Origin of the sequence: Photorhabdus kayaii, assembly GCF_025384895.1 — a bacterium.
Lineage (GTDB): Bacteria > Pseudomonadota > Gammaproteobacteria > Enterobacterales > Enterobacteriaceae > Photorhabdus > Photorhabdus kayaii.
Genome location: NZ_JAJAFZ010000022.1, coordinates 20,519 through 37,581, shown reverse-complemented (window position 1 = coordinate 37,581; position 17,063 = coordinate 20,519). Strand labels below are relative to the sequence as shown.

The following is a 17,063-nucleotide window of genomic DNA, read 5'->3' as shown; positions in this document are numbered from 1 at the left end:
TGTTTATGACTCACTAAATACCCGATAGCTTATCATTGTTATTGATTAATAACAGGATAAATCGCGCCTAAAATAGTTTCAGTACTCGCACCGGTAACAGAGGGTAAATTCCCTGGCACACCTGACATTGTACGGAATGCTAACCAAGCAAATGCCAGTGCTTCCATATCATCACCGCTTAAGCCATATTTATCTGTCGGGCAAACCTCCGTCCCCGGTAATAAGGCAGAAAGTCGACTCATTATCTGCGGGTTACGTGCGCCACCACCACAAACCAACAGACGTTCACATCCACCACTCAACATAATTTGTTGTGATACAGATGCTGCTGTCAGCTCGGCCAGCGTTGCCTGAACATCGACAGGAGATATGTCAGGAAAGTTAACTAATTGAGCCTCCAACCAACTCATATTGAAATACTCCCGGCCTGTGCTTTTAGGGGCTGGTCGTGAAAAATAGTGATCAGAAAGCATTTGTCCGAGCAATTTGTTATTAACAACACCTTCTCGTGCCCATTGCGCATCTTTATCATAAGGTTTTTTCTGATGACGCCATACCCAACTATCCATCAGCATATTACCCGGACCTGTGTCATACCCTTTGACAGGTGATCCAGGTAATAGCGCCGTTATATTGGCAATACCACCGATATTGAGAATTATCCTTCGTTCTATCGAATGGCCTAATACGGCGAAATGAAAAACTGGAACTAATGGCGCACCCTGCCCACCATACGCCATATCCCTCCGACGAAAATCGCCAACCACAGTTATCCCAGCCAAAGCTGCAATACGGTTATTGTCGCCAAGTTGCATAGTGAAAGGTGTATGACTATCTGGCTCATGCCAAACGGTTTGCCCATGACATCCCACAGCAGTAATATCACTTGTGGTTAACCCTGTTTTAATCAGTAAGCCTTGTACAGCTTCAGCGAATAAAGAACCAAGTTCATAATCCAACCGACCAATTTCCGATAATGTCGTTTGCTGCCCTTGACAGACTGCGAGAATTTTCTGTTTTAATTCGTATGGGAATGGATGCGAATAACTGGCTTGCTGAGCAACAACTTTATCATTGATTGCGGCAAGCACCACATCAACGCCATCCAGACTTGTACCCGACATTACACCAATATAACGACCTGACTTCATAACCATTTAATTTGCCTTCCTGCTTAGAATCTGTCTTGATAAAATCAGAAACCACGCCAATAACTATAAAGCGCAGTGGTTTTGGCTGTATATGACTAATAGACAAACGAAGGAATAAAACCTGAGTTTTGGAAACAACTTCACAAAAAATGCTGAATTTTTCATTAATAGCTATTTCTTTTAAAAATCTCTATTGACGTTTAATATATGTTTAGCACTAGATTGCTAATGTACTGATATTCTATTTGAATAAACTTTTTATTACTTATTGCCAATGCCGGTTGTTAGCCTGATTGCCCAATGAGCTATCAGATTTCCGCAGTCAGGCATCAAAATTAGGAGTTACTATGTTTAAGCACTTTTTAGTTAGCGCGGTTGCCGTTGCTTCATTATCAGGCTGTGTCAACACCGATTCTCTTTCTGGTGATACTTACACTGCTGGACAAGCTAAGCAAGTCCAAACTGTCTCTTACGGCACAGTTGTTTCTGTTCGTCCTATCAATATTCAGGCGAGCAGCAATGAGAATGTATTAGGCGCAATTGGTGGTGCAGTTCTAGGAGGCCTTGTTGGTAATACTATTGGTGGTGGCAGTGGCAACACATTAGCAACTGCCGCGGGTGCGATTGCCGGTGGTGTCGCGGGCCAAAATGTTCAGGGAGCTCTTAACACAACTAAAGGTGTAGAACTCGAAATTCGTCGTGACAGTGGTGAAAGCATCATTGTTGTTCAAAAACAAGGCAAAACACTCTTTCATAAAGGCCAACGTGTAAGAATCGCAGGCCAAGGTAGTAATATTACTGTTTCACCTCGACAATAAGATATAGATAAGAAAACCGTGACTTCATTTTAGTAAGTCGCGGTCTTCTTTCATCCGGTTAGCATTTCATGGATATCGTCATTACTATCTATTTTGTAATTGGATAATATTTTGCTCTAACTTCTGAACTAAAGTGGAAAGAAAAGCAAGTTCCTCGCGTGAAATACCTCCCAGAATCTCATTTCTTGTGGATTCAATAACACCATCTAACTCCCTAATAACTGATGCAGAATCTTCAGTTAGCTTGATTCTCTTTGCACGACGATCATTGGCACAAGTATGCCGGGTGATAAGTTTTTTTTCCTCAAGCTGATCTAATGTCCTGACTAAAGATGGTTGCTCGATACCGATAGCTTTCGCCAACTGTATCTGAGATTGCTCCTGAGGTAACCGGCTAATATTGTATAACGTTACCCAATGAGTCTGAGTTAATTCTAACGGCTTTAAACGATAGTCAATTAAAGCACGCCAAATACGAACTAACCGTGCCAGATCTGATCCCAATGTAGATTCCAATTGTCCCTCCTTAAATAACTAGCCTACTAAACATAACAGCCAAATTTTTCTAAATCAGGCTAACTAGCCTTAAAAAGTATATATAACTTCTGTATAATCACAGTAAATTCTTAGTAACTAACTAATTCAGGTAACTATAACCAAGAATAACTAAACTTAATTTAAACTCAGAACAAACAATTAACATACAATATTTTTACCATAAAAACTATCAGAACTACGAATACAGACAAGCAGAAACCAATAAATATCATTCAATACTTTATTCAAAGTACTATAAGAATAGCTGTCATCTAAATGCTAAGCTATCTATTTTTACATTAATGTTGTTTTTATTTTACATTTATCACACAATCAAGCTTAAAATTCCATTTAAAACATAAGGTTATGAAAAAATCAAATAAGCTCACTTAGCCTGTCCGTTAATCAAGAAATAAAAAAATAACAAACAAAATACTTAAAATTATAGTAGAACATTTATAACTTTGCCAAAAATATAACCCTATATAAGTAAATCATTGAATTGTTAATCCCAATAACCTCAAAAATCGATAATTAAAACAGTGATGGCTGTTCAGGTGGTTCTTCATCTATCTGATTTTGTGCTCTCAATGCACGTAAATATCTTTGCCGGCACAGTCGCAATACTTCACGCTTTTGCCCATCTGACATTTTCATCCAATTAAATCTTTCTTCCCGGCTGCGATAACACCCCAGACAAAAACCCCGCTCATTCGCCTGACAAATTCCTCGACAAGGACTGGGAATAGCAAAAAACTCTAGTTGCTCAGCCATCACATCCCGTTTCCTATACAATTCACATACTATATTTAATTATAAACCTAGATAAGAATAAATTATAATTATGGACAAATTGAACTGTAACCGTAAGACACGTTATAGTTAGTGGTTTTTGTGCGATCTACCGCACAAAAATATTGGTAAAACCATTAAATTAGAGGTAATTATGCGTTTACTCCATACCATGATCCGTGTTGGTGATCTACAACGCTCCATTAATTTTTACACTGAAGTGTTAGGAATGCGCCTGTTGCGCACCAGTGAAAACACCGAATATAAATACTCACTCGCCTTCGTTGGCTACGCTGATGAAAGCGAAGGAGCAGTAATCGAGTTGACCTATAATTGGGGAGTTGACCATTACGAAATGGGAAATGCCTTTGGTCACATCGCATTAGGTGTTGATAATGTCGCAGCCACTTGCGAATCTATTCGCAAAGCAGGTGGTAACATTACCCGTGAAGCGGGTCCTGTAAAAGGCGGAACAACCATTATTGCTTTCGTTGAAGATCCAGATGGCTACAAAATTGAACTTATTGAAAACAAAAATGCCCGCAACGCTCTGGGTAACTCAATCTGATGTCTGACAAAAAAGAGCCAAACGTCCTTAGTGGACGTTTTAGAGGTTATTACCCTGTTGTTATTGATGTTGAAACTGGCGGTTTTAATGCCAAAACAGATGCATTACTTGAAATTGCCGCCGTTACACTGGAGATGGATGGTGAAGGTTGGCTAACGCCTGGCGAATCACTTCACTTCCATATTGAGCCATTTGAAGGAGCCAACCTTGAACCAGCAGCCCTGGAATTCACCGGCATTGATCCATTAAATCCGCTACGTGGAGCAGTGAGCGAATATGAAGCTCTGCACGCTATTTTTAAAATGGTTCGTAAAGGGATAAAAAATAATCATTGTAATCGGGCAATTATCGTTGCTCACAATGCTAACTTCGATCACAGCTTTGTTATGGCTGCCGCGGAACGCACCGGACTAAAACGAAATCCGTTTCATCCGTTTGCAACTTTTGACACCGCTGCTTTAGGTGGTCTGGTGTTAGGACAAACAATCTTAGCAAAAGCCTGCATCACAGCCGGTATCCCATTCGATAATAATCAGGCTCACAGTGCCTTATATGATACTGATCGTACCGCTGAATTATTCTGTGAAATGGTCAACCGTTGGAAACAACTTGGTGGCTGGCCATTAGCAACAACAGCAGAAAAAACTGGATAAATAGCTGAACGGCTAGATTAATATAATCAAACCTAAACAGTAATCCCCCCATATATCAACATGTGGGGGGATAGCATAATCATCTATACCCGTTATCTTTCAAGTTGCCTCTTTGTTGGCTGCACTCACTCACCCCGGTCACATAGTTATCTATGCTCCCGGAGATTCACTCCCTTGCCGTCGCGATCCATCTTGAAATCCATAGGGTATATAAATAATTAAAAAATTACTCTTTCGCGTTTTCGTCCTGAGAACGATATTTATCAGCAGTTTCTTTGATTAATGTTTGTAACTCACCACGCTGATACATTTCAATGATAATATCGCATCCACCTATCAACTCACCTTCCACCCAAAGCTGAGGAAAAGTTGGCCAATTAGCATATTTTGGCAATTCTGCACGAATATCTGGATTTTGCAAAATATCTACGTAAGCAAAACGTTCACCACACGCAGATAAAGCCTGAACCGCCTGCGCGGAAAAGCCACAATTTGGCAATTTAGGAGAACCTTTCATATACAATAAAATCGGGTTTTCTTTAATTTGGCGCTCAATCTTCTCTATAGTAGTCGTCATTTTTATTTCCTTTAAACCAACAGTCTGTTGATAACCAACATCGTCACAATATTGCGGAGAATACCATTTTCTCTCACTAATATGTATCCTGATCTCTTCGTATCCTGACACAGATGACATCATTTTCACGGTTATTTATTGTAGAGGTTGTTAAGATGACAGACACAACGGCGGCAGAAAAACAAAGAGCAGATAAAGAGACTATCTGCCCAATTTCCTTTCAACGTAAAACCCAATTTTTAAATCATCTAACCCGTTCAAAACATCAGGCAAAGATCAAGCAAAGAGCGGCAAAAATGGCAATCATCACCAACGTGCTGACAGCAGTAAATAAACCAAGCTTCAAATCGGTATTCATAGAGCCTCCTCAGAATAAAAAGTTTATAACGACAAAAACCAGTCTATTGAGATGGTTAATTGCACTTACATAAGGAAAAGTATAAATAGCGATTACCACACATTTTATAACACTGATTATTGCTTCCACTTTTGAGCCAGATCAGACAAAATCCAGGATTTATCGCTAACTTATTGCCAGTCCTTCGATGTAAAGGGCTAGAAAGCGATTAACAAAGCGTTTTAAATTTAGACCAAAAGGTCAGGAGTCTTTCACCTCATGGCAACGATCAAAGATGTGGCTAAGCACGCTGGCGTCTCAACCACCACCGTATCCCATGTTATTAATAAAACCCGCTTCGTCGCTGAAGATACTAAAGCTGCTGTTTGGACTGCTATTAAAGCACTGAATTATTCACCCAGTGCCGTTGCCCGCAGTCTGAAAGTTAACCACACAAAATCGATCGGATTACTGGCAACGTCCAGTGAAGCCCCCTATTTTGCTGAAGTCATTGAGGCTGTTGAAAACAGTTGTTATAGCAAAGGCTATACGCTGATTTTATGTAACTCACACAATAACATTGATAAACAGAAAGCCTATCTAGCCATGCTGGCACAAAAACGTGTGGATGGACTGCTAATTATGTGTTCAGAATACCCGGAACAGTTGTTGGGAATGTTGGAAGATTATCGCAATATTCCAATGGTCGTCATGGATTGGGGACAGGCCAGAAGCGATTTCACCGATACTATTATCGATAATGCATTCCACGGCGGTTATCTAGCTGGTCGTTATCTTATCGAACGTGGTCATCGTGATATTGGTGCGATCCCCGGCCCTCTGGCACGAAATACCGGCGGTGGCCGTCATCAAGGATTCTTAAAGGCGTTAAAAGAAGCCAACATTCCGATCAGAGAAGAATGGGTTATTCAGGGGGATTTTGAACCAGAATCGGGCTATAAAGCCATGCATCAAATCTTGAATCAAAAACAGCGCCCGACTGCGGTTTTCTGCGGCGGAGATGTTATGGCTATGGGGGCGATTTGTGCTGCTGATGAATTAGGATTACGTGTCCCACAGGATATTTCTGTCATCGGTTATGACAATATACGCAACGCTCGTTATTTCTCTCCGGCATTGACCACCATTCATCAGCCAAAAGAACGACTGGGGCAGATGGCCTTTTCCATGTTGCTGGACAGAATAATCAATAAACGTGAAGATGCACAAACTATTGAAGTACATCCACGCTTGGTTGAGCGACGTTCTGTCGTGGATGGTCCATTTATCGACTATCGTCGTTAATTCGTTTTATTCATCTTGAAGCCATTCAGCATTAAGAGTTTCACTATCGCCAAGATAGTCAAGCAGCCAACTTAATGCTGGAGAATGGCTGTTTTGAACCCATGCCAAACAACATGGACTGTCTGGTAAAGGCTGTTCTAATTCCAGCACGGTTAGTTTATTCTGTCGAATAAGCGGCATTGCCCTATGCTTAGGCACCATTCCTACACATAACCCTTCGTTTAGACAAGACAGACCGGACTCCCAATCAGGAACCACCAACCGGCGCTGATTATCCAGATTCCAGGTGTCACGCTTCGGTAAATTACGGGATGTATCTTCAAGGCACAAACTTGGATAAGGCCGCATTTGATCATCAGATAACGGACCCGGCAACTGGGTCAGCGCATGGTCAGCGCTAACCACACATAACCAGGGCATAAACCCCATATCTCGGAAACTATACCTTTCCCCGACTGGAGCCGCCCGGGTTGCACCAATTGCAACATCAACTCGACTATTCACCAGCGCATCCCACACACCATTAAACACTTCCTGATGAATAAAAAGTTCTATATCAGGAAAATGGTGGTAGAAATCAAGAATAAGCTGGCGACTACGTTCTGGTTTGACAACGAGATCAATAGCAATACTAAATTGCCCTCTCCAGCCGTTTGCAACTTGTTGACACTGGTGACGAGTATCAATCATTTTTTTGATAACAGAGCGAGCTTCTTTGATAAAAATAGCGCCTGCCTCAGTTAATTCTACATCCCGATGACGACGCTCAAACAACGAAACAGCAAGCCACTCTTCCAGTTGTCTTACGGTATAACTGATCGCAGAAGGGACACGGTGAAGCTCTGATGCAGCGGCACTAAAGCTGCCTGTTCTGGCAACCGCATCCACAACTTCAAGTGAATATTCTGACCACATAATTTTACCTTTCAATTTTTTTCACAACACTATGCAAATATTACCATTTCACAAGTAAAAATCACGACGTATAGAATATGTGTCAATATCGTTATCTACCTTACCCTATGGATTTCAAGATGGATCGCGACGGCAAGGGAGTGAATCCCCGGGAGCATAGATAACGATGTGACCGGGGTGAGCGAGTGCAGCCAACAAAGAGGCAACTTGAAAGATGACGGGTATATCACTGCAAATTATTTCAATCATGACATCCAAAGAGAGTAATCAAATGAAAAACTCAAGTCAGTTCATGTTCTACCTTGCAGGCTTGAGTATGCTAGGTTATCTGGCTATTGATATGTATCTGCCAGCATTCGGTGCCATGCAACAAGAATTAGGTACATCGGCAAACGCAATTAGTGCCAGCCTGAGTATCTTTCTTGCAGGTTTCGCCTTTGCGCAACTTTTGTGGGGACCTCTTTCAGATCGCTTTGGCAGAAAGCCGATTATCATCACCGGGCTATCCCTGTTTTCTATTGGCTGTCTGGGGATGATGTGGGTAACAGACGCCACCCAACTTTTAGTTTTGCGTTTTATTCAAGCCATAGGTGTTTGTTCAGCCGCCGTCTCATGGCAAGCATTAGTTATTGATCGTTACGATTCCAATCGTACCAAACGTGTTTTTGCCACGATTATGCCCCTGGTTGCGCTCTCCCCTGCCCTAGCGCCTTTAATGGGAGCATGGCTGTTACAACATGGCGGCTGGCGCATAATTTTCCTAGTCTTACTGACAATTACATTATTACTGTTGTTTTTTACTCTGTTCTTGCAAGAAAATCGCAAAAACCGTGAAACTCAAGCGCAAACAAATAATGTCTCTTTCCTTACGCTATTAAAATCACCGCTATTTAGTGGCAATGTTCTGATATTTGCATCATGCAGCGCCGGCTTTTTTGCCTGGTTAACAGGCTCACCTTCGATTCTCGGTGAGATGGGATATACCCCAGATGACATCGGTCTGAGTTATATCCCTCAAACGCTGGCCTTTATCGTTGGAGGTTATGGATGCCGCAGTATTTTAGCCAAAATAAAAAGTGATATTATTTTCCCTTATCTGTTAATTGGCTATGCTGTCAGTATGATTGTGCTCTATTTAATGGCAAAATTTAGCGAGCCAACGCTATTCACCATTTTGGTACCTTTTTGCTTTATGGCTGCGATGAATGGTGCGTTATACCCAATTGCAGTAGCAAACGCTTTATCCGCTTATCCACAAGACAGTGGGAAAGCTACTGCATTACAAAACACGCTTCAATTAGGGCTCTGTTTTATTGCCAGCCTGATTGTATCAGCATTTATCAGCAATCCTCTCATATCCACAACCACTGTCATGGTTTCTACCGTTGTTCCAATGACATTAGGATATTTTATGCAGTGGAAAAAAAACGCTGATCGCCACACTCACATAATTGAACAAAATTCTTGATATTAATCAAATTGCTATCTCAATAAAGGCTGCCAATTACTAATTAATCGCAGCCTTTATTTATTAATTGATAAAACAATTTTACGCTTTTATACTCAATATGTTCCCTATTATAAATAACCTGGAATTTGAGGTTTTCAGGAGCAATGACTGCCCTCATTAAACTTATGGATTAGTCATCTTTAAGGTTTTTTACTTTGATTCTTTGTTATTTTTTGCATTTTGCGTCTTAGCATCCTGCTTTGCTAGCTAAAACGAGCTCCTCAATATTCCATCACCCTAACGTTGGAGAGTATATGAGTTCATCCTGTATTGAAAACCCGAAAACAGCCATTAACTCCTGGCAGAGAATTACCAATGAGATGCTAGAAGAAGCAGGTATTCAAATTAATGGTCACAATCCTTATGATATCCAGATAAAAAACCCTAATTTCTATAAAAGAGTTTTACAACAAGGTTCGATGGGATTAGGTGAAAGTTATATGGATGGCTGGTGGGATTGTGAGCGGTTGGATATTTTCTTTTATCGCGTTTTACGCGCTGGATTAGAAAATAAAATGCCTAATAATTTCAAAGATACGCTGAGAATCGCAATAACCCGCTTACGTAATCTGCAAACGCCAAAACGGTCATGGATTGTCGGCCATCAACATTATGATTTAGGAAATGATCTTTTTACCCGTATGCTTGACCCTTATATGCAATATTCCTGCGGATACTGGAAACAAGCTGAAACACTGGAACAAGCTCAGTTTGATAAGTTGAAACTCATCTGCGAGAAATTAGCACTCTCTCCAGGTATGACTCTGCTGGATATTGGCTGTGGTTGGGGTGGGCTATCGGCTTATGCTGCTAAAAATTATGGTGTTTCCGTAACAGGTATCACTGTTTCAGCCGAACAACAGAAATATGCACAGAATCAATGTACCAATCTGGATGTAAAGATCATTTTGAAAGACTATCGGGATTTACATGAACAGTTCGACAAAATTGTTTCTGTCGGTATGTTTGAACATGTTGGACCTAAAAATTATGCAACTTACTTCGACGTTGTTCAAAGAAACCTAAAACCTGATGGCTTATTCCTGCTACATACTATTGGTTCCAACAAAGCTAAAGTCAGTGCTGACCCGTGGATCAGCAAATATATTTTTCCTAATGGCTGCCTGCCTTCTATTGAGCAAATAGCCCACACCAGCAAAAGCCGTTTTGTTATGGAAGATTGGCATAACTTTGGCGCAGATTATGACCGCACATTGATGGCCTGGCATGAAAGATTTATTGCCTGCTGGCCTGAAATAGAAAATAACTATAGTCCAACATTTAAACGCATGTTTAGCTATTATCTAAATGCCTGTGCAGGTGCATTTCGTGCTCGCGATATCCAATTGTGGCAAATCATATTCAGTCTAAAAGGTATTGAAGGCGGGTTACGAGTAGCCCGATAATTAACCAAAAGCTACAGGTTTCCACTGTAGCTTTTAGTCAATACAGCATATCCATTTCTAACTCTAAATAATAAAAGGAAAATTTCTATTGCCATTTCAATATGACAAAACCATTTAACTACACTTAGAATAGGTGGTCTTTAATAAAAGACAGATCTATTTATCACTAACGGAAATCATTCACATAACCATTATCAAAGAAGACTGTTTGATCAAATGCTATTTTTCCACCAGAAAATATCAAATCTAAATGATGACTCCCTTTTACACCACCACCCAAACCAAGATGTAAACCAGGATGTCGTTCTTCAAAACCAGCATTTCTGCCATAAAGCGCTTTCACCCCCATATTAGTCCCAATACCAAACTCTTCAACAATTCGGTTTCCGTGATTATGGTTTAGGTATAAATTAAAATCCTGACTAAATTCATCATTTTCACAATCAAACCCAATAATTTCACCCTCTTTTATATTTATAGTCATCATATCATTGACAACCCCATACTTTATGGCAAAGGGTGCCGTACTCAAAAAAGTGCCACTAAAGCTGACACTACCGTTAAGGCTCTTTATATGGCTTGCTATTTCCCCAGGAATAACATCAATATTTCCACTACCATCAATGGAAGTCCACTTATGGCCTTTTTCTAAATAACCTACAATCGAGTTCCCTTTATTAACAGATTTCTTCCATGATTCAGTAATAAAGCTTCTTATTTTGGTTAGATATTCTGGCCCTTGTGGAGAGGCATTCTTTAATGTTGATGATGCGTAAAGAAAAATAAACAAATCACAATCAGATATTTTTTGTTTTATATCGTCCGGTGATGTTTTTTCTAAAAAAGCAAAATCAGACTTTACATCGAAACGCTTCTTATGCACATGCATCTTTTGCGCAATATCGCTATGCTCAGTATCAGATCCGATAAATATTTTTATACATTCATCATTTCTTACTTTATCCGAAATTGCGGGATGGTGTGATAAACAACCATACATATTTTCAAGACTTTTATCCATGAGGATAATCCTGTTTATTTCTAAGTAAGGGGCGACTCCCCTTACTTATATATTATATCCGTTATCTTTCAAGTTGCCTCTTTGTTGGCTGCACTCACCTGCCGTCGCGATGCATCTTGAAATCCATAGGGTATATTATTTATAAAGAACCTTAATTATAAAAAACCGTTAAGGCCAAAGTGCGGTACCAAAAGGTACAACAGCTTGTGCATTCATCATTTCAACAGCATCATCGTGTGTAGGTTCTTCAAGCCATTCATCTAACTCAATCGGGTTTTCCATAAAAAAGTAGCCTCTAAAAATATCATCACGGGGATTAACCTGCACTTTACGAGAAAGAGCATTAACACAATAATAACAATATTAATTATGTTAGTTAACATTATATACAAAACACTGCAACGCAAATCACAAAAAGGAGCATTGATGAGTTCAATACTCCCTTTTAGCACACGGTTAATTCTGTTCGAAAGCGACAATCGGAGTCCGCCTATCGCTCCTCATTTATTGCGCATTCTTCCATGAATGTCTCCGGTTGCTGAGAGACAACCTGTTCCCGCTCTTTCTGAGCAAGAACACGCTCCACAGTATCAACAATCGCTTGAGTTTGTGAGTCAATCTCAATATTAACCCTCTGACCAAGACGTTTCTTACCTAATGTCGTACGTTCCAGTGTTTCAGGAATAAGGTGAACGCAAAAACGATTATTAACCACATCGCCAATTGTCAGGCTAATTCCGTCGATGCCGATAAATCCTTTATGCAAGATATATTTCATTAATTGCTTATCATGGATACGGAACCAGATTTGATGATTATTTTCTGAAGTGAAAATTTTAGCTATCTCAGCAACCGTGATGATATGACCGGACATCAAATGTCCACCAATTTCATCCCCAAATTTAGCTGCCCGCTCCAGGTTCACGTAATCCCCTGGCTGTAAATCACCAAGATTAGTCAGACGTAGAGTCTCTTTCATCAAGTCGAAACTAATCTCATCGCCTTCTATTTTGGTTACCGTCAGACAACAACCGTTATTGGCAACTGACGCCCCTGTTTCAATACCTGGCAATAATTCAGCCGGGAATTTAACAACATGAGTCCGAAAATGACTTTTTTCATCAATAGCAACCAAGGGTGCTTTTCCCTGAACGATGCCCGTAAACATAGAAGAACCTCTTAATGATTGTGTATAATTATTAATTAGTTTATACCCGTCATCTTTCAAGTTGCCTCTTTGTTGGCTGCGCTCGCTCACCCCGGTCACATCGTTATCTATGCTCCCGGGGATTCACTCCCTTGCCGCCGCGATGCATCTTGAAATCCATAGGGTATATATCAAGTTGTCATTGATCAATACAACCTGATCATTTGAATATAAACTCAGCATTATTATTGCAATATAGTATTAAATAGATACAATACTCCGGTTAGTAAGCGGTTGATTTTTCGAAAATCGTTTCTTATATACAGATGTCTTTCTTAATATTTTCCACTTTAATAAAAAAGGTGTAATGCGTGCAGAAGTATTTAAAAGAAGCGCGTAGTTTGCTCGCTCTTGGGATTCCCGTCATTATTGCTCAATTTTCACAAACTGCAATGGGGGTTGTGGACACCGTTATGGCGGGTAGCGTCAGTGCAACAGATATGTCCGCGGTTGCTGTTGGCACCTCGATCTGGCTGCCCGTTATCTTATTTGGTTACGGCTTACTATTAGCTTTACCACCCATTATTGCGCAAATGAACGGTTCTGGTCGCAGGAATCTCATTGCTAACCAAACTCAGCAAGGATTCTGGCTGGCGATTTTTCTCTCCATTATCATTATTGCTATTCTATACAACAGCAAGTTCCTGATTGACAGGCAACACAATATAGATCCACTTTTGGCAGAAAAAGCAGTGGGATTTATCCACGCAATAATGTGGGGTGCGCCGGGCTATCTGTTTTATCAGGTACTGCGTAATCAATGTGAAGGTTTATCAAAAACCAAACCAGGCATGGTAATTAGTTTTTTAGGATTATTGATTAATATTCCGATTAACTACATATTCATTTATGGTAAATTTGGCGCACCCGCTTTAGGTGGTGTCGGCTGTGGTGTTGCTACCGCCAGCGTTTACTGGGTCATGTTCCTATTAATGCGTTGGTATGTGAAACGTGCATCATCACAAAGGGATATCCGCCCTAAACATCGCTTCGCCGCACCAGAATGGCATATTTTGAAACGCATTTCAGCTCTCGGCTTGCCTATTGCGATGGCAGTATTTTTCGAAATTACGTTATTTGCCATAGTGGCATTACTGATCTCTCCTTTAGGCGTTACTGCTGTTGCAGGGCACCAAATTGCACAAAATTTTAGTTCATTAATGTTTATGTTCCCAATATCTTTGGCCGCAGCAACCACTATCCGCGTTGGCTATAATTTGGGGAAAAAATCTATCGAGAATGCCCGGATATCAGCCTATACCGGAATTATGGTTGGTTTGGTATTTGCTTGTTTAACCGCAACCTTTTCCATCCTTCTGCGAGAGCCGATCGCCTTGATGTATAACGACAATCCTGAAGTTATCACCATGGCATCACATCTGATGCTATTTGCCGCGCTTTACCAATTATCTGATGCCATACAAGTGGTAGGGGCTGGTGTTTTACGTGGATATAAAGATACGCGTTCTATCTTTTATATCACTTTTATCGCTTTCTGGATTCTGGGGCTACCAAGCGGTTATATCCTGGGATTAACCGACTATATTGTACCCGCTATGGGGCCACAAGGGTTCTGGATCGGCTTTATTATTGGCCTGACTGCATCAGCAGTAATGATATTCGCCCGTATTTCATGGACACAAAAACAACCAGATGAGGTAATTTTACAACATTCAACCCGCTAATTTACTTTACTATAAAGCCGGGGATGAATACTTAACTGGTGGAATAAACGACAAACCCACTGTGGCAGATGCAAATACGAACAGTTGAACAATAATTTGTATTATTCCCCTTGCCAGAAGGCTAACTCGCCGTTAATATTCGTCCCCGTTGTCACCAATGCAATTTAGATTGCGTCCGTAGCTCAGTTGGTTAGAGCACCACCTTGACATGGTGGGGGTCGGTGGTTCGAGTCCACTCGGACGCACCAATTGCGTAGTGACCACACCGGTTTACAGTGCGTCCGTAGCTCAGTTGGTTAGAGCACCACCTTGACATGGTGGGGGTCGGTGGTTCGAGTCCACTCGGACGCACCAAGTCTACAGATGGATCTTCCTGTTTTTATTATCTCTTCTCTTGGTTTTGCTTAATTTATTTCCCACGTCAAAATACACTGTTGTTTGTTTACAGACAGTTTGCGCAATGCGCGATAATTCTTCTCTGTTAAGATCTGCATCATTTTTCCAGTTTACCGTTATAATTAATTCATATACACCCAATGGATTTCAAGATGCATCGCGACGGCAAGGGAGCGAATCCCCGGGAGCATAGATAACTATGTGACTGGGGTGAGTGAGTGCAGCCAACAAAGAGGCAACTTGAAAGATGACGGGTATAATCATTTTTCGATTCATTTCACAGAAATAAGTCTCTATAATACGGCGCAATTTAGAGTTGAATGGTTTCAGCTTATTGATTTGCCGAACACGGAAAAGTTACAGATTATCGTATGTATACCCTATGGATTTCAAGATGCATCGCGACGGCAAGGGAGTGAATCCCCGGGAGCATAGGTAACTATGTGACCGGGGTGAACGAGTGCAGCCAACAAAGAGGCAACTTGAAAGATAACGGGTATATAAGCTCGCATGATTACATGTGCCTAACCTCACACGAAAAACACCGCATGTCTTCCCCGCCACTTGTCCTTAATGATGTTGCGCAACGTTCAACACCACATGGTATCTGCGCAAACCATAAAGTTGGCGATTCACTATTTTATCCAATTAAAACCTGTAGATAGATTGTCATGAAAAAAACTAAAATTGTTTGTACTATCGGACCAAAAACAGAATCCGAAGAAAAACTAGCCGAACTGTTGAATGCCGGCATGAATGTTATGCGCCTCAACTTTTCACACGGAGACTATGAAGAGCACGGCCAGCGTATTCAAAATATCCGTTCAGTGATGACTAAGATAGGTAAACAAGCCGCTATTTTGCTGGATACTAAAGGCCCTGAAATCCGAACTATGAAACTGGAAGGCGGTAACGATGTCTCTCTAACCGCAGGTCAGACCTTCACTTTTACTACTGACACTTCGGTTATCGGTAATAAAGACCGTGTTGCTGTCACTTACAGTGGTTTCCCCACGGATCTGGCTCCCGGTAATACCGTGCTAGTTGATGACGGCTTGATCGGCATGACAGTTAAAGAGGTCACTAAGTCAGAGGTCATTTGCCAAGTTTTGAATAACGGTGACTTGGGAGAAAATAAAGGTGTTAATCTGCCAGGTATTTCCATCAGCCTGCCTGCCCTGGCTGAAAAAGATAAGCAAGATTTGATCTTTGGTTGCCAACAAGGTGTTGATTTCGTCGCCGCTTCTTTTATCCGCAAACGCTCCGATGTTCTGCAAATCCGTGAACATCTGAAAGCGCACGGCGGTGAAAATATTCAAATCATCTCTAAGATTGAAAATCAGGAAGGTCTAAACAATTTTGATGAAATTCTGGAAGTTTCTGACGGGATCATGGTTGCTCGTGGTGATCTGGGTGTTGAAATTCCAGTTGAAGAAGTGATCTTCGCCCAGAAGAAGATGATTCAAAAATGTAATATCGCTCGCAAAGTTGTTATCACTGCAACTCAAATGCTCGATTCCATGATTAAAAACCCGCGCCCTACCCGTGCGGAAGCTGGTGACGTCGCTAACGCGATTTTGGACGGTACTGATGCGGTCATGCTTTCTGGTGAAAGTGCAAAAGGCAAATATCCAATAGAAGCAGTGACTATCATGGCAACGATTTGTGAACGTACAGACCGCGTTATGCCAAGCCGTATCGAAGCCGTCCATTGCCGTAACCTGCGCGTAACCGAAGCGGTGTGTCGTGGCGCTGTTGAAACAGCAGAAAAACTGGAAGCCCCTCTGATTGTGGTCGCAACCTATGGCGGTAAGTCTGCCAAATCCATTCGTAAGTACTTCCCTGGAGCCCCTATTTTGGCATTAACCACTAATGAAGTGACTGCCCGCCAATTACTACTTGTTAAGGGTGTTTTTACCCAAATTGTTAAAGAAATCGCCTCTACCGATGATTTCTACCGCATTGGTAAAGAAGCGGCGTTAGCAAGTGGCCTGGCGAAAAAAGGTGAAATCGTGGTTATGGTATCTGGCGCCCTAGTTCCAAGCGGCACAACCAATACATCGTCTGTTCACGTACTTTAATTTAATAGGTCGCTTTATTTCTGAAACACCGTAAATATAGCGGTGTTTCAGGATATTGAATATCTGGTTTTCTCCGCCAATATGCTGGAATACCCAATGACTTT

The 17,063-nt window shown here is 41.1% G+C and carries 18 protein-coding genes and 2 tRNA genes; 13 read left to right on the top strand and 7 right to left on the bottom strand.

Annotated elements, in window-relative coordinates:
• Positions 1 to 38: 38 nt before the first annotated feature.
• Entirely contained in the window at positions 39 to 1,151 is a 1,113-nt protein-coding gene (anmK, locus tag LGZ98_RS10485; protein WP_113043942.1) for an anhydro-N-acetylmuramic acid kinase, read from the bottom strand.
• A gap of 347 nt (positions 1,152 to 1,498) precedes the next feature.
• On the opposite strand from anmK, the gene LGZ98_RS10480 reads away from it, so the two are divergent.
• Positions 1,499 to 1,969, top strand: a complete 471-nt coding sequence (locus LGZ98_RS10480; RefSeq protein ID WP_112893930.1) for an outer membrane lipoprotein — start codon at positions 1,499 to 1,501, stop codon at positions 1,967 to 1,969.
• Between the two features lie 84 nt (positions 1,970 to 2,053).
• Here LGZ98_RS10480 and slyA read toward each other — a convergent pair whose 3' ends face one another.
• Both slyA and LGZ98_RS10470 read right to left on the bottom strand, forming a co-directional pair.
• Positions 2,054 to 2,485, bottom strand: coding sequence for a transcriptional regulator SlyA (gene slyA / locus LGZ98_RS10475; RefSeq protein ID WP_112875782.1), 432 nt, complete (start codon positions 2,483 to 2,485; stop codon positions 2,054 to 2,056).
• 555 nt (positions 2,486 to 3,040) lie between these two features.
• Positions 3,041 to 3,280: a DUF1289 domain-containing protein gene (locus LGZ98_RS10470; RefSeq protein ID WP_112875781.1), complete on the bottom strand. Its 240-nt coding sequence runs from the start codon at positions 3,278 to 3,280 to the stop codon at positions 3,041 to 3,043.
• Between the two features lie 172 nt (positions 3,281 to 3,452).
• Here LGZ98_RS10470 and gloA point away from each other — a divergent pair, with 172 nt between their 5' ends.
• Entirely contained in the window at positions 3,453 to 3,866 is a 414-nt protein-coding gene (gene gloA, locus LGZ98_RS10465) for a lactoylglutathione lyase (protein WP_113043933.1), read from the top strand.
• Positions 3,866 to 4,519, top strand: coding sequence for a ribonuclease T (rnt, locus tag LGZ98_RS10460; RefSeq protein ID WP_112875779.1), 654 nt, complete (start codon positions 3,866 to 3,868; stop codon positions 4,517 to 4,519). The genes gloA and rnt overlap by 1 nt, the downstream gene beginning before the upstream one ends.
• Before the next feature lie 226 nt (positions 4,520 to 4,745).
• On the opposite strand, the gene LGZ98_RS10455 is transcribed toward rnt, so the two are convergent.
• Positions 4,746 to 5,096 carry a Grx4 family monothiol glutaredoxin gene (locus tag LGZ98_RS10455; RefSeq protein ID WP_112893932.1) on the bottom strand — a complete coding sequence of 117 codons (351 nt, stop codon included), beginning with the start codon at positions 5,094 to 5,096 and terminating at the stop codon, positions 4,746 to 4,748.
• A gap of 155 nt (positions 5,097 to 5,251) precedes the next feature.
• Here LGZ98_RS10455 and LGZ98_RS10450 point away from each other — a divergent pair, with 155 nt between their 5' ends.
• Entirely contained in the window at positions 5,252 to 5,527 is a 276-nt protein-coding gene (locus LGZ98_RS10450) for a hypothetical protein (RefSeq protein WP_113043934.1), read from the top strand.
• A 185-nt stretch (positions 5,528 to 5,712) separates the two neighbouring features.
• Positions 5,713 to 6,738 (top strand): HTH-type transcriptional repressor PurR, encoded by a 1,026-nt coding sequence (gene purR, locus LGZ98_RS10445; protein ID WP_112875776.1) that lies wholly within the window; start codon positions 5,713 to 5,715, stop codon positions 6,736 to 6,738.
• A gap of 6 nt (positions 6,739 to 6,744) precedes the next feature.
• Here the strand turns inward: purR and punR are convergent, their stop codons facing one another.
• The gene (gene punR, locus LGZ98_RS10440) at positions 6,745 to 7,653 is read right to left on the bottom strand and encodes a DNA-binding transcriptional activator PunR (protein ID WP_113043935.1); all 909 of its coding nucleotides are present in this window, start codon (positions 7,651 to 7,653) and stop codon (positions 6,745 to 6,747) included.
• 271 nt (positions 7,654 to 7,924) lie between these two features.
• On the opposite strand from punR, the gene punC reads away from it, so the two are divergent.
• Complete coding sequence (punC, locus tag LGZ98_RS10435) at positions 7,925 to 9,121, top strand: purine nucleoside transporter PunC (RefSeq protein ID WP_113043936.1); 1,197 nt, start codon at positions 7,925 to 7,927, stop codon at positions 9,119 to 9,121.
• A 296-nt stretch (positions 9,122 to 9,417) separates the two neighbouring features.
• Entirely contained in the window at positions 9,418 to 10,569 is a 1,152-nt protein-coding gene (cfa, locus tag LGZ98_RS10430; RefSeq protein WP_262978055.1) for a cyclopropane fatty acyl phospholipid synthase, read from the top strand.
• A 166-nt stretch (positions 10,570 to 10,735) separates the two neighbouring features.
• Here cfa and LGZ98_RS10425 read toward each other — a convergent pair whose 3' ends face one another.
• Together LGZ98_RS10425 and LGZ98_RS10420 are read right to left on the bottom strand one after the other, a co-directional pair.
• Positions 10,736 to 11,590, bottom strand: coding sequence for a CgnE/CgnB domain-containing protein (locus tag LGZ98_RS10425; protein WP_113043938.1), 855 nt, complete (start codon positions 11,588 to 11,590; stop codon positions 10,736 to 10,738).
• A 490-nt stretch (positions 11,591 to 12,080) separates the two neighbouring features.
• Positions 12,081 to 12,758 carry a riboflavin synthase subunit alpha gene (locus tag LGZ98_RS10420; RefSeq protein WP_113043939.1) on the bottom strand — a complete coding sequence of 226 codons (678 nt, stop codon included), beginning with the start codon at positions 12,756 to 12,758 and terminating at the stop codon, positions 12,081 to 12,083.
• Between the two features lie 350 nt (positions 12,759 to 13,108).
• On the opposite strand from LGZ98_RS10420, the gene LGZ98_RS10415 reads away from it, so the two are divergent.
• From LGZ98_RS10415 to pykF, 6 genes are all read left to right on the top strand, one after another.
• Entirely contained in the window at positions 13,109 to 14,482 is a 1,374-nt protein-coding gene (locus LGZ98_RS10415; RefSeq protein ID WP_113043940.1) for an MATE family efflux transporter, read from the top strand.
• A gap of 171 nt (positions 14,483 to 14,653) precedes the next feature.
• Positions 14,654 to 14,730, top strand: a tRNA-Val gene (locus tag LGZ98_RS10410).
• A 29-nt stretch (positions 14,731 to 14,759) separates the two neighbouring features.
• Positions 14,760 to 14,836: transfer RNA gene (locus LGZ98_RS10405), tRNA-Val, on the top strand.
• 243 nt (positions 14,837 to 15,079) lie between these two features.
• A complete protein-coding gene (locus LGZ98_RS10400; protein ID WP_228902886.1) occupies positions 15,080 to 15,313 on the top strand; it encodes a hypothetical protein in 234 nt (77 codons plus the stop codon).
• 8 nt (positions 15,314 to 15,321) lie between these two features.
• Positions 15,322 to 15,543, top strand: a complete 222-nt coding sequence (locus LGZ98_RS10395) for a hypothetical protein (protein WP_146748043.1) — start codon at positions 15,322 to 15,324, stop codon at positions 15,541 to 15,543.
• A 6-nt stretch (positions 15,544 to 15,549) separates the two neighbouring features.
• A complete protein-coding gene (gene pykF, locus LGZ98_RS10390; protein ID WP_113040964.1) occupies positions 15,550 to 16,959 on the top strand; it encodes a pyruvate kinase PykF in 1,410 nt (469 codons plus the stop codon).
• Positions 16,960 to 17,063 lie beyond the last annotated feature (104 nt).

What these genes read in the sequence shown, in the direction of transcription:
- anmK (WP_113043942.1), bottom strand. Translation starts at nt 1,151, where the DNA reads ATGAAGTCAGGTCGTTATATTGGTGTAATGTCGGGTACAAGTCTGGAT.
- LGZ98_RS10480 (WP_112893930.1), top strand. Translation starts at nt 1,499, where the DNA reads ATGTTTAAGCACTTTTTAGTTAGCGCGGTTGCCGTTGCTTCATTATCA.
- LGZ98_RS10470 (WP_112875781.1), bottom strand. Translation starts at nt 3,280, where the DNA reads ATGGCTGAGCAACTAGAGTTTTTTGCTATTCCCAGTCCTTGTCGAGGA.
- gloA (WP_113043933.1), top strand. Translation starts at nt 3,453, where the DNA reads ATGCGTTTACTCCATACCATGATCCGTGTTGGTGATCTACAACGCTCC.
- rnt (WP_112875779.1), top strand. Translation starts at nt 3,866, where the DNA reads ATGTCTGACAAAAAAGAGCCAAACGTCCTTAGTGGACGTTTTAGAGGT.
- LGZ98_RS10455 (WP_112893932.1), bottom strand. Translation starts at nt 5,096, where the DNA reads ATGACGACTACTATAGAGAAGATTGAGCGCCAAATTAAAGAAAACCCG.
- LGZ98_RS10450 (WP_113043934.1), top strand. Translation starts at nt 5,252, where the DNA reads ATGACAGACACAACGGCGGCAGAAAAACAAAGAGCAGATAAAGAGACT.
- purR (WP_112875776.1), top strand. Translation starts at nt 5,713, where the DNA reads ATGGCAACGATCAAAGATGTGGCTAAGCACGCTGGCGTCTCAACCACC.
- punR (WP_113043935.1), bottom strand. Translation starts at nt 7,653, where the DNA reads ATGTGGTCAGAATATTCACTTGAAGTTGTGGATGCGGTTGCCAGAACA.
- punC (WP_113043936.1), top strand. Translation starts at nt 7,925, where the DNA reads ATGAAAAACTCAAGTCAGTTCATGTTCTACCTTGCAGGCTTGAGTATG.
- cfa (WP_262978055.1), top strand. Translation starts at nt 9,418, where the DNA reads ATGAGTTCATCCTGTATTGAAAACCCGAAAACAGCCATTAACTCCTGG.
- LGZ98_RS10425 (WP_113043938.1), bottom strand. Translation starts at nt 11,590, where the DNA reads ATGGATAAAAGTCTTGAAAATATGTATGGTTGTTTATCACACCATCCC.
- LGZ98_RS10420 (WP_113043939.1), bottom strand. Translation starts at nt 12,758, where the DNA reads ATGTTTACGGGCATCGTTCAGGGAAAAGCACCCTTGGTTGCTATTGAT.
- pykF (WP_113040964.1), top strand. Translation starts at nt 15,550, where the DNA reads ATGAAAAAAACTAAAATTGTTTGTACTATCGGACCAAAAACAGAATCC.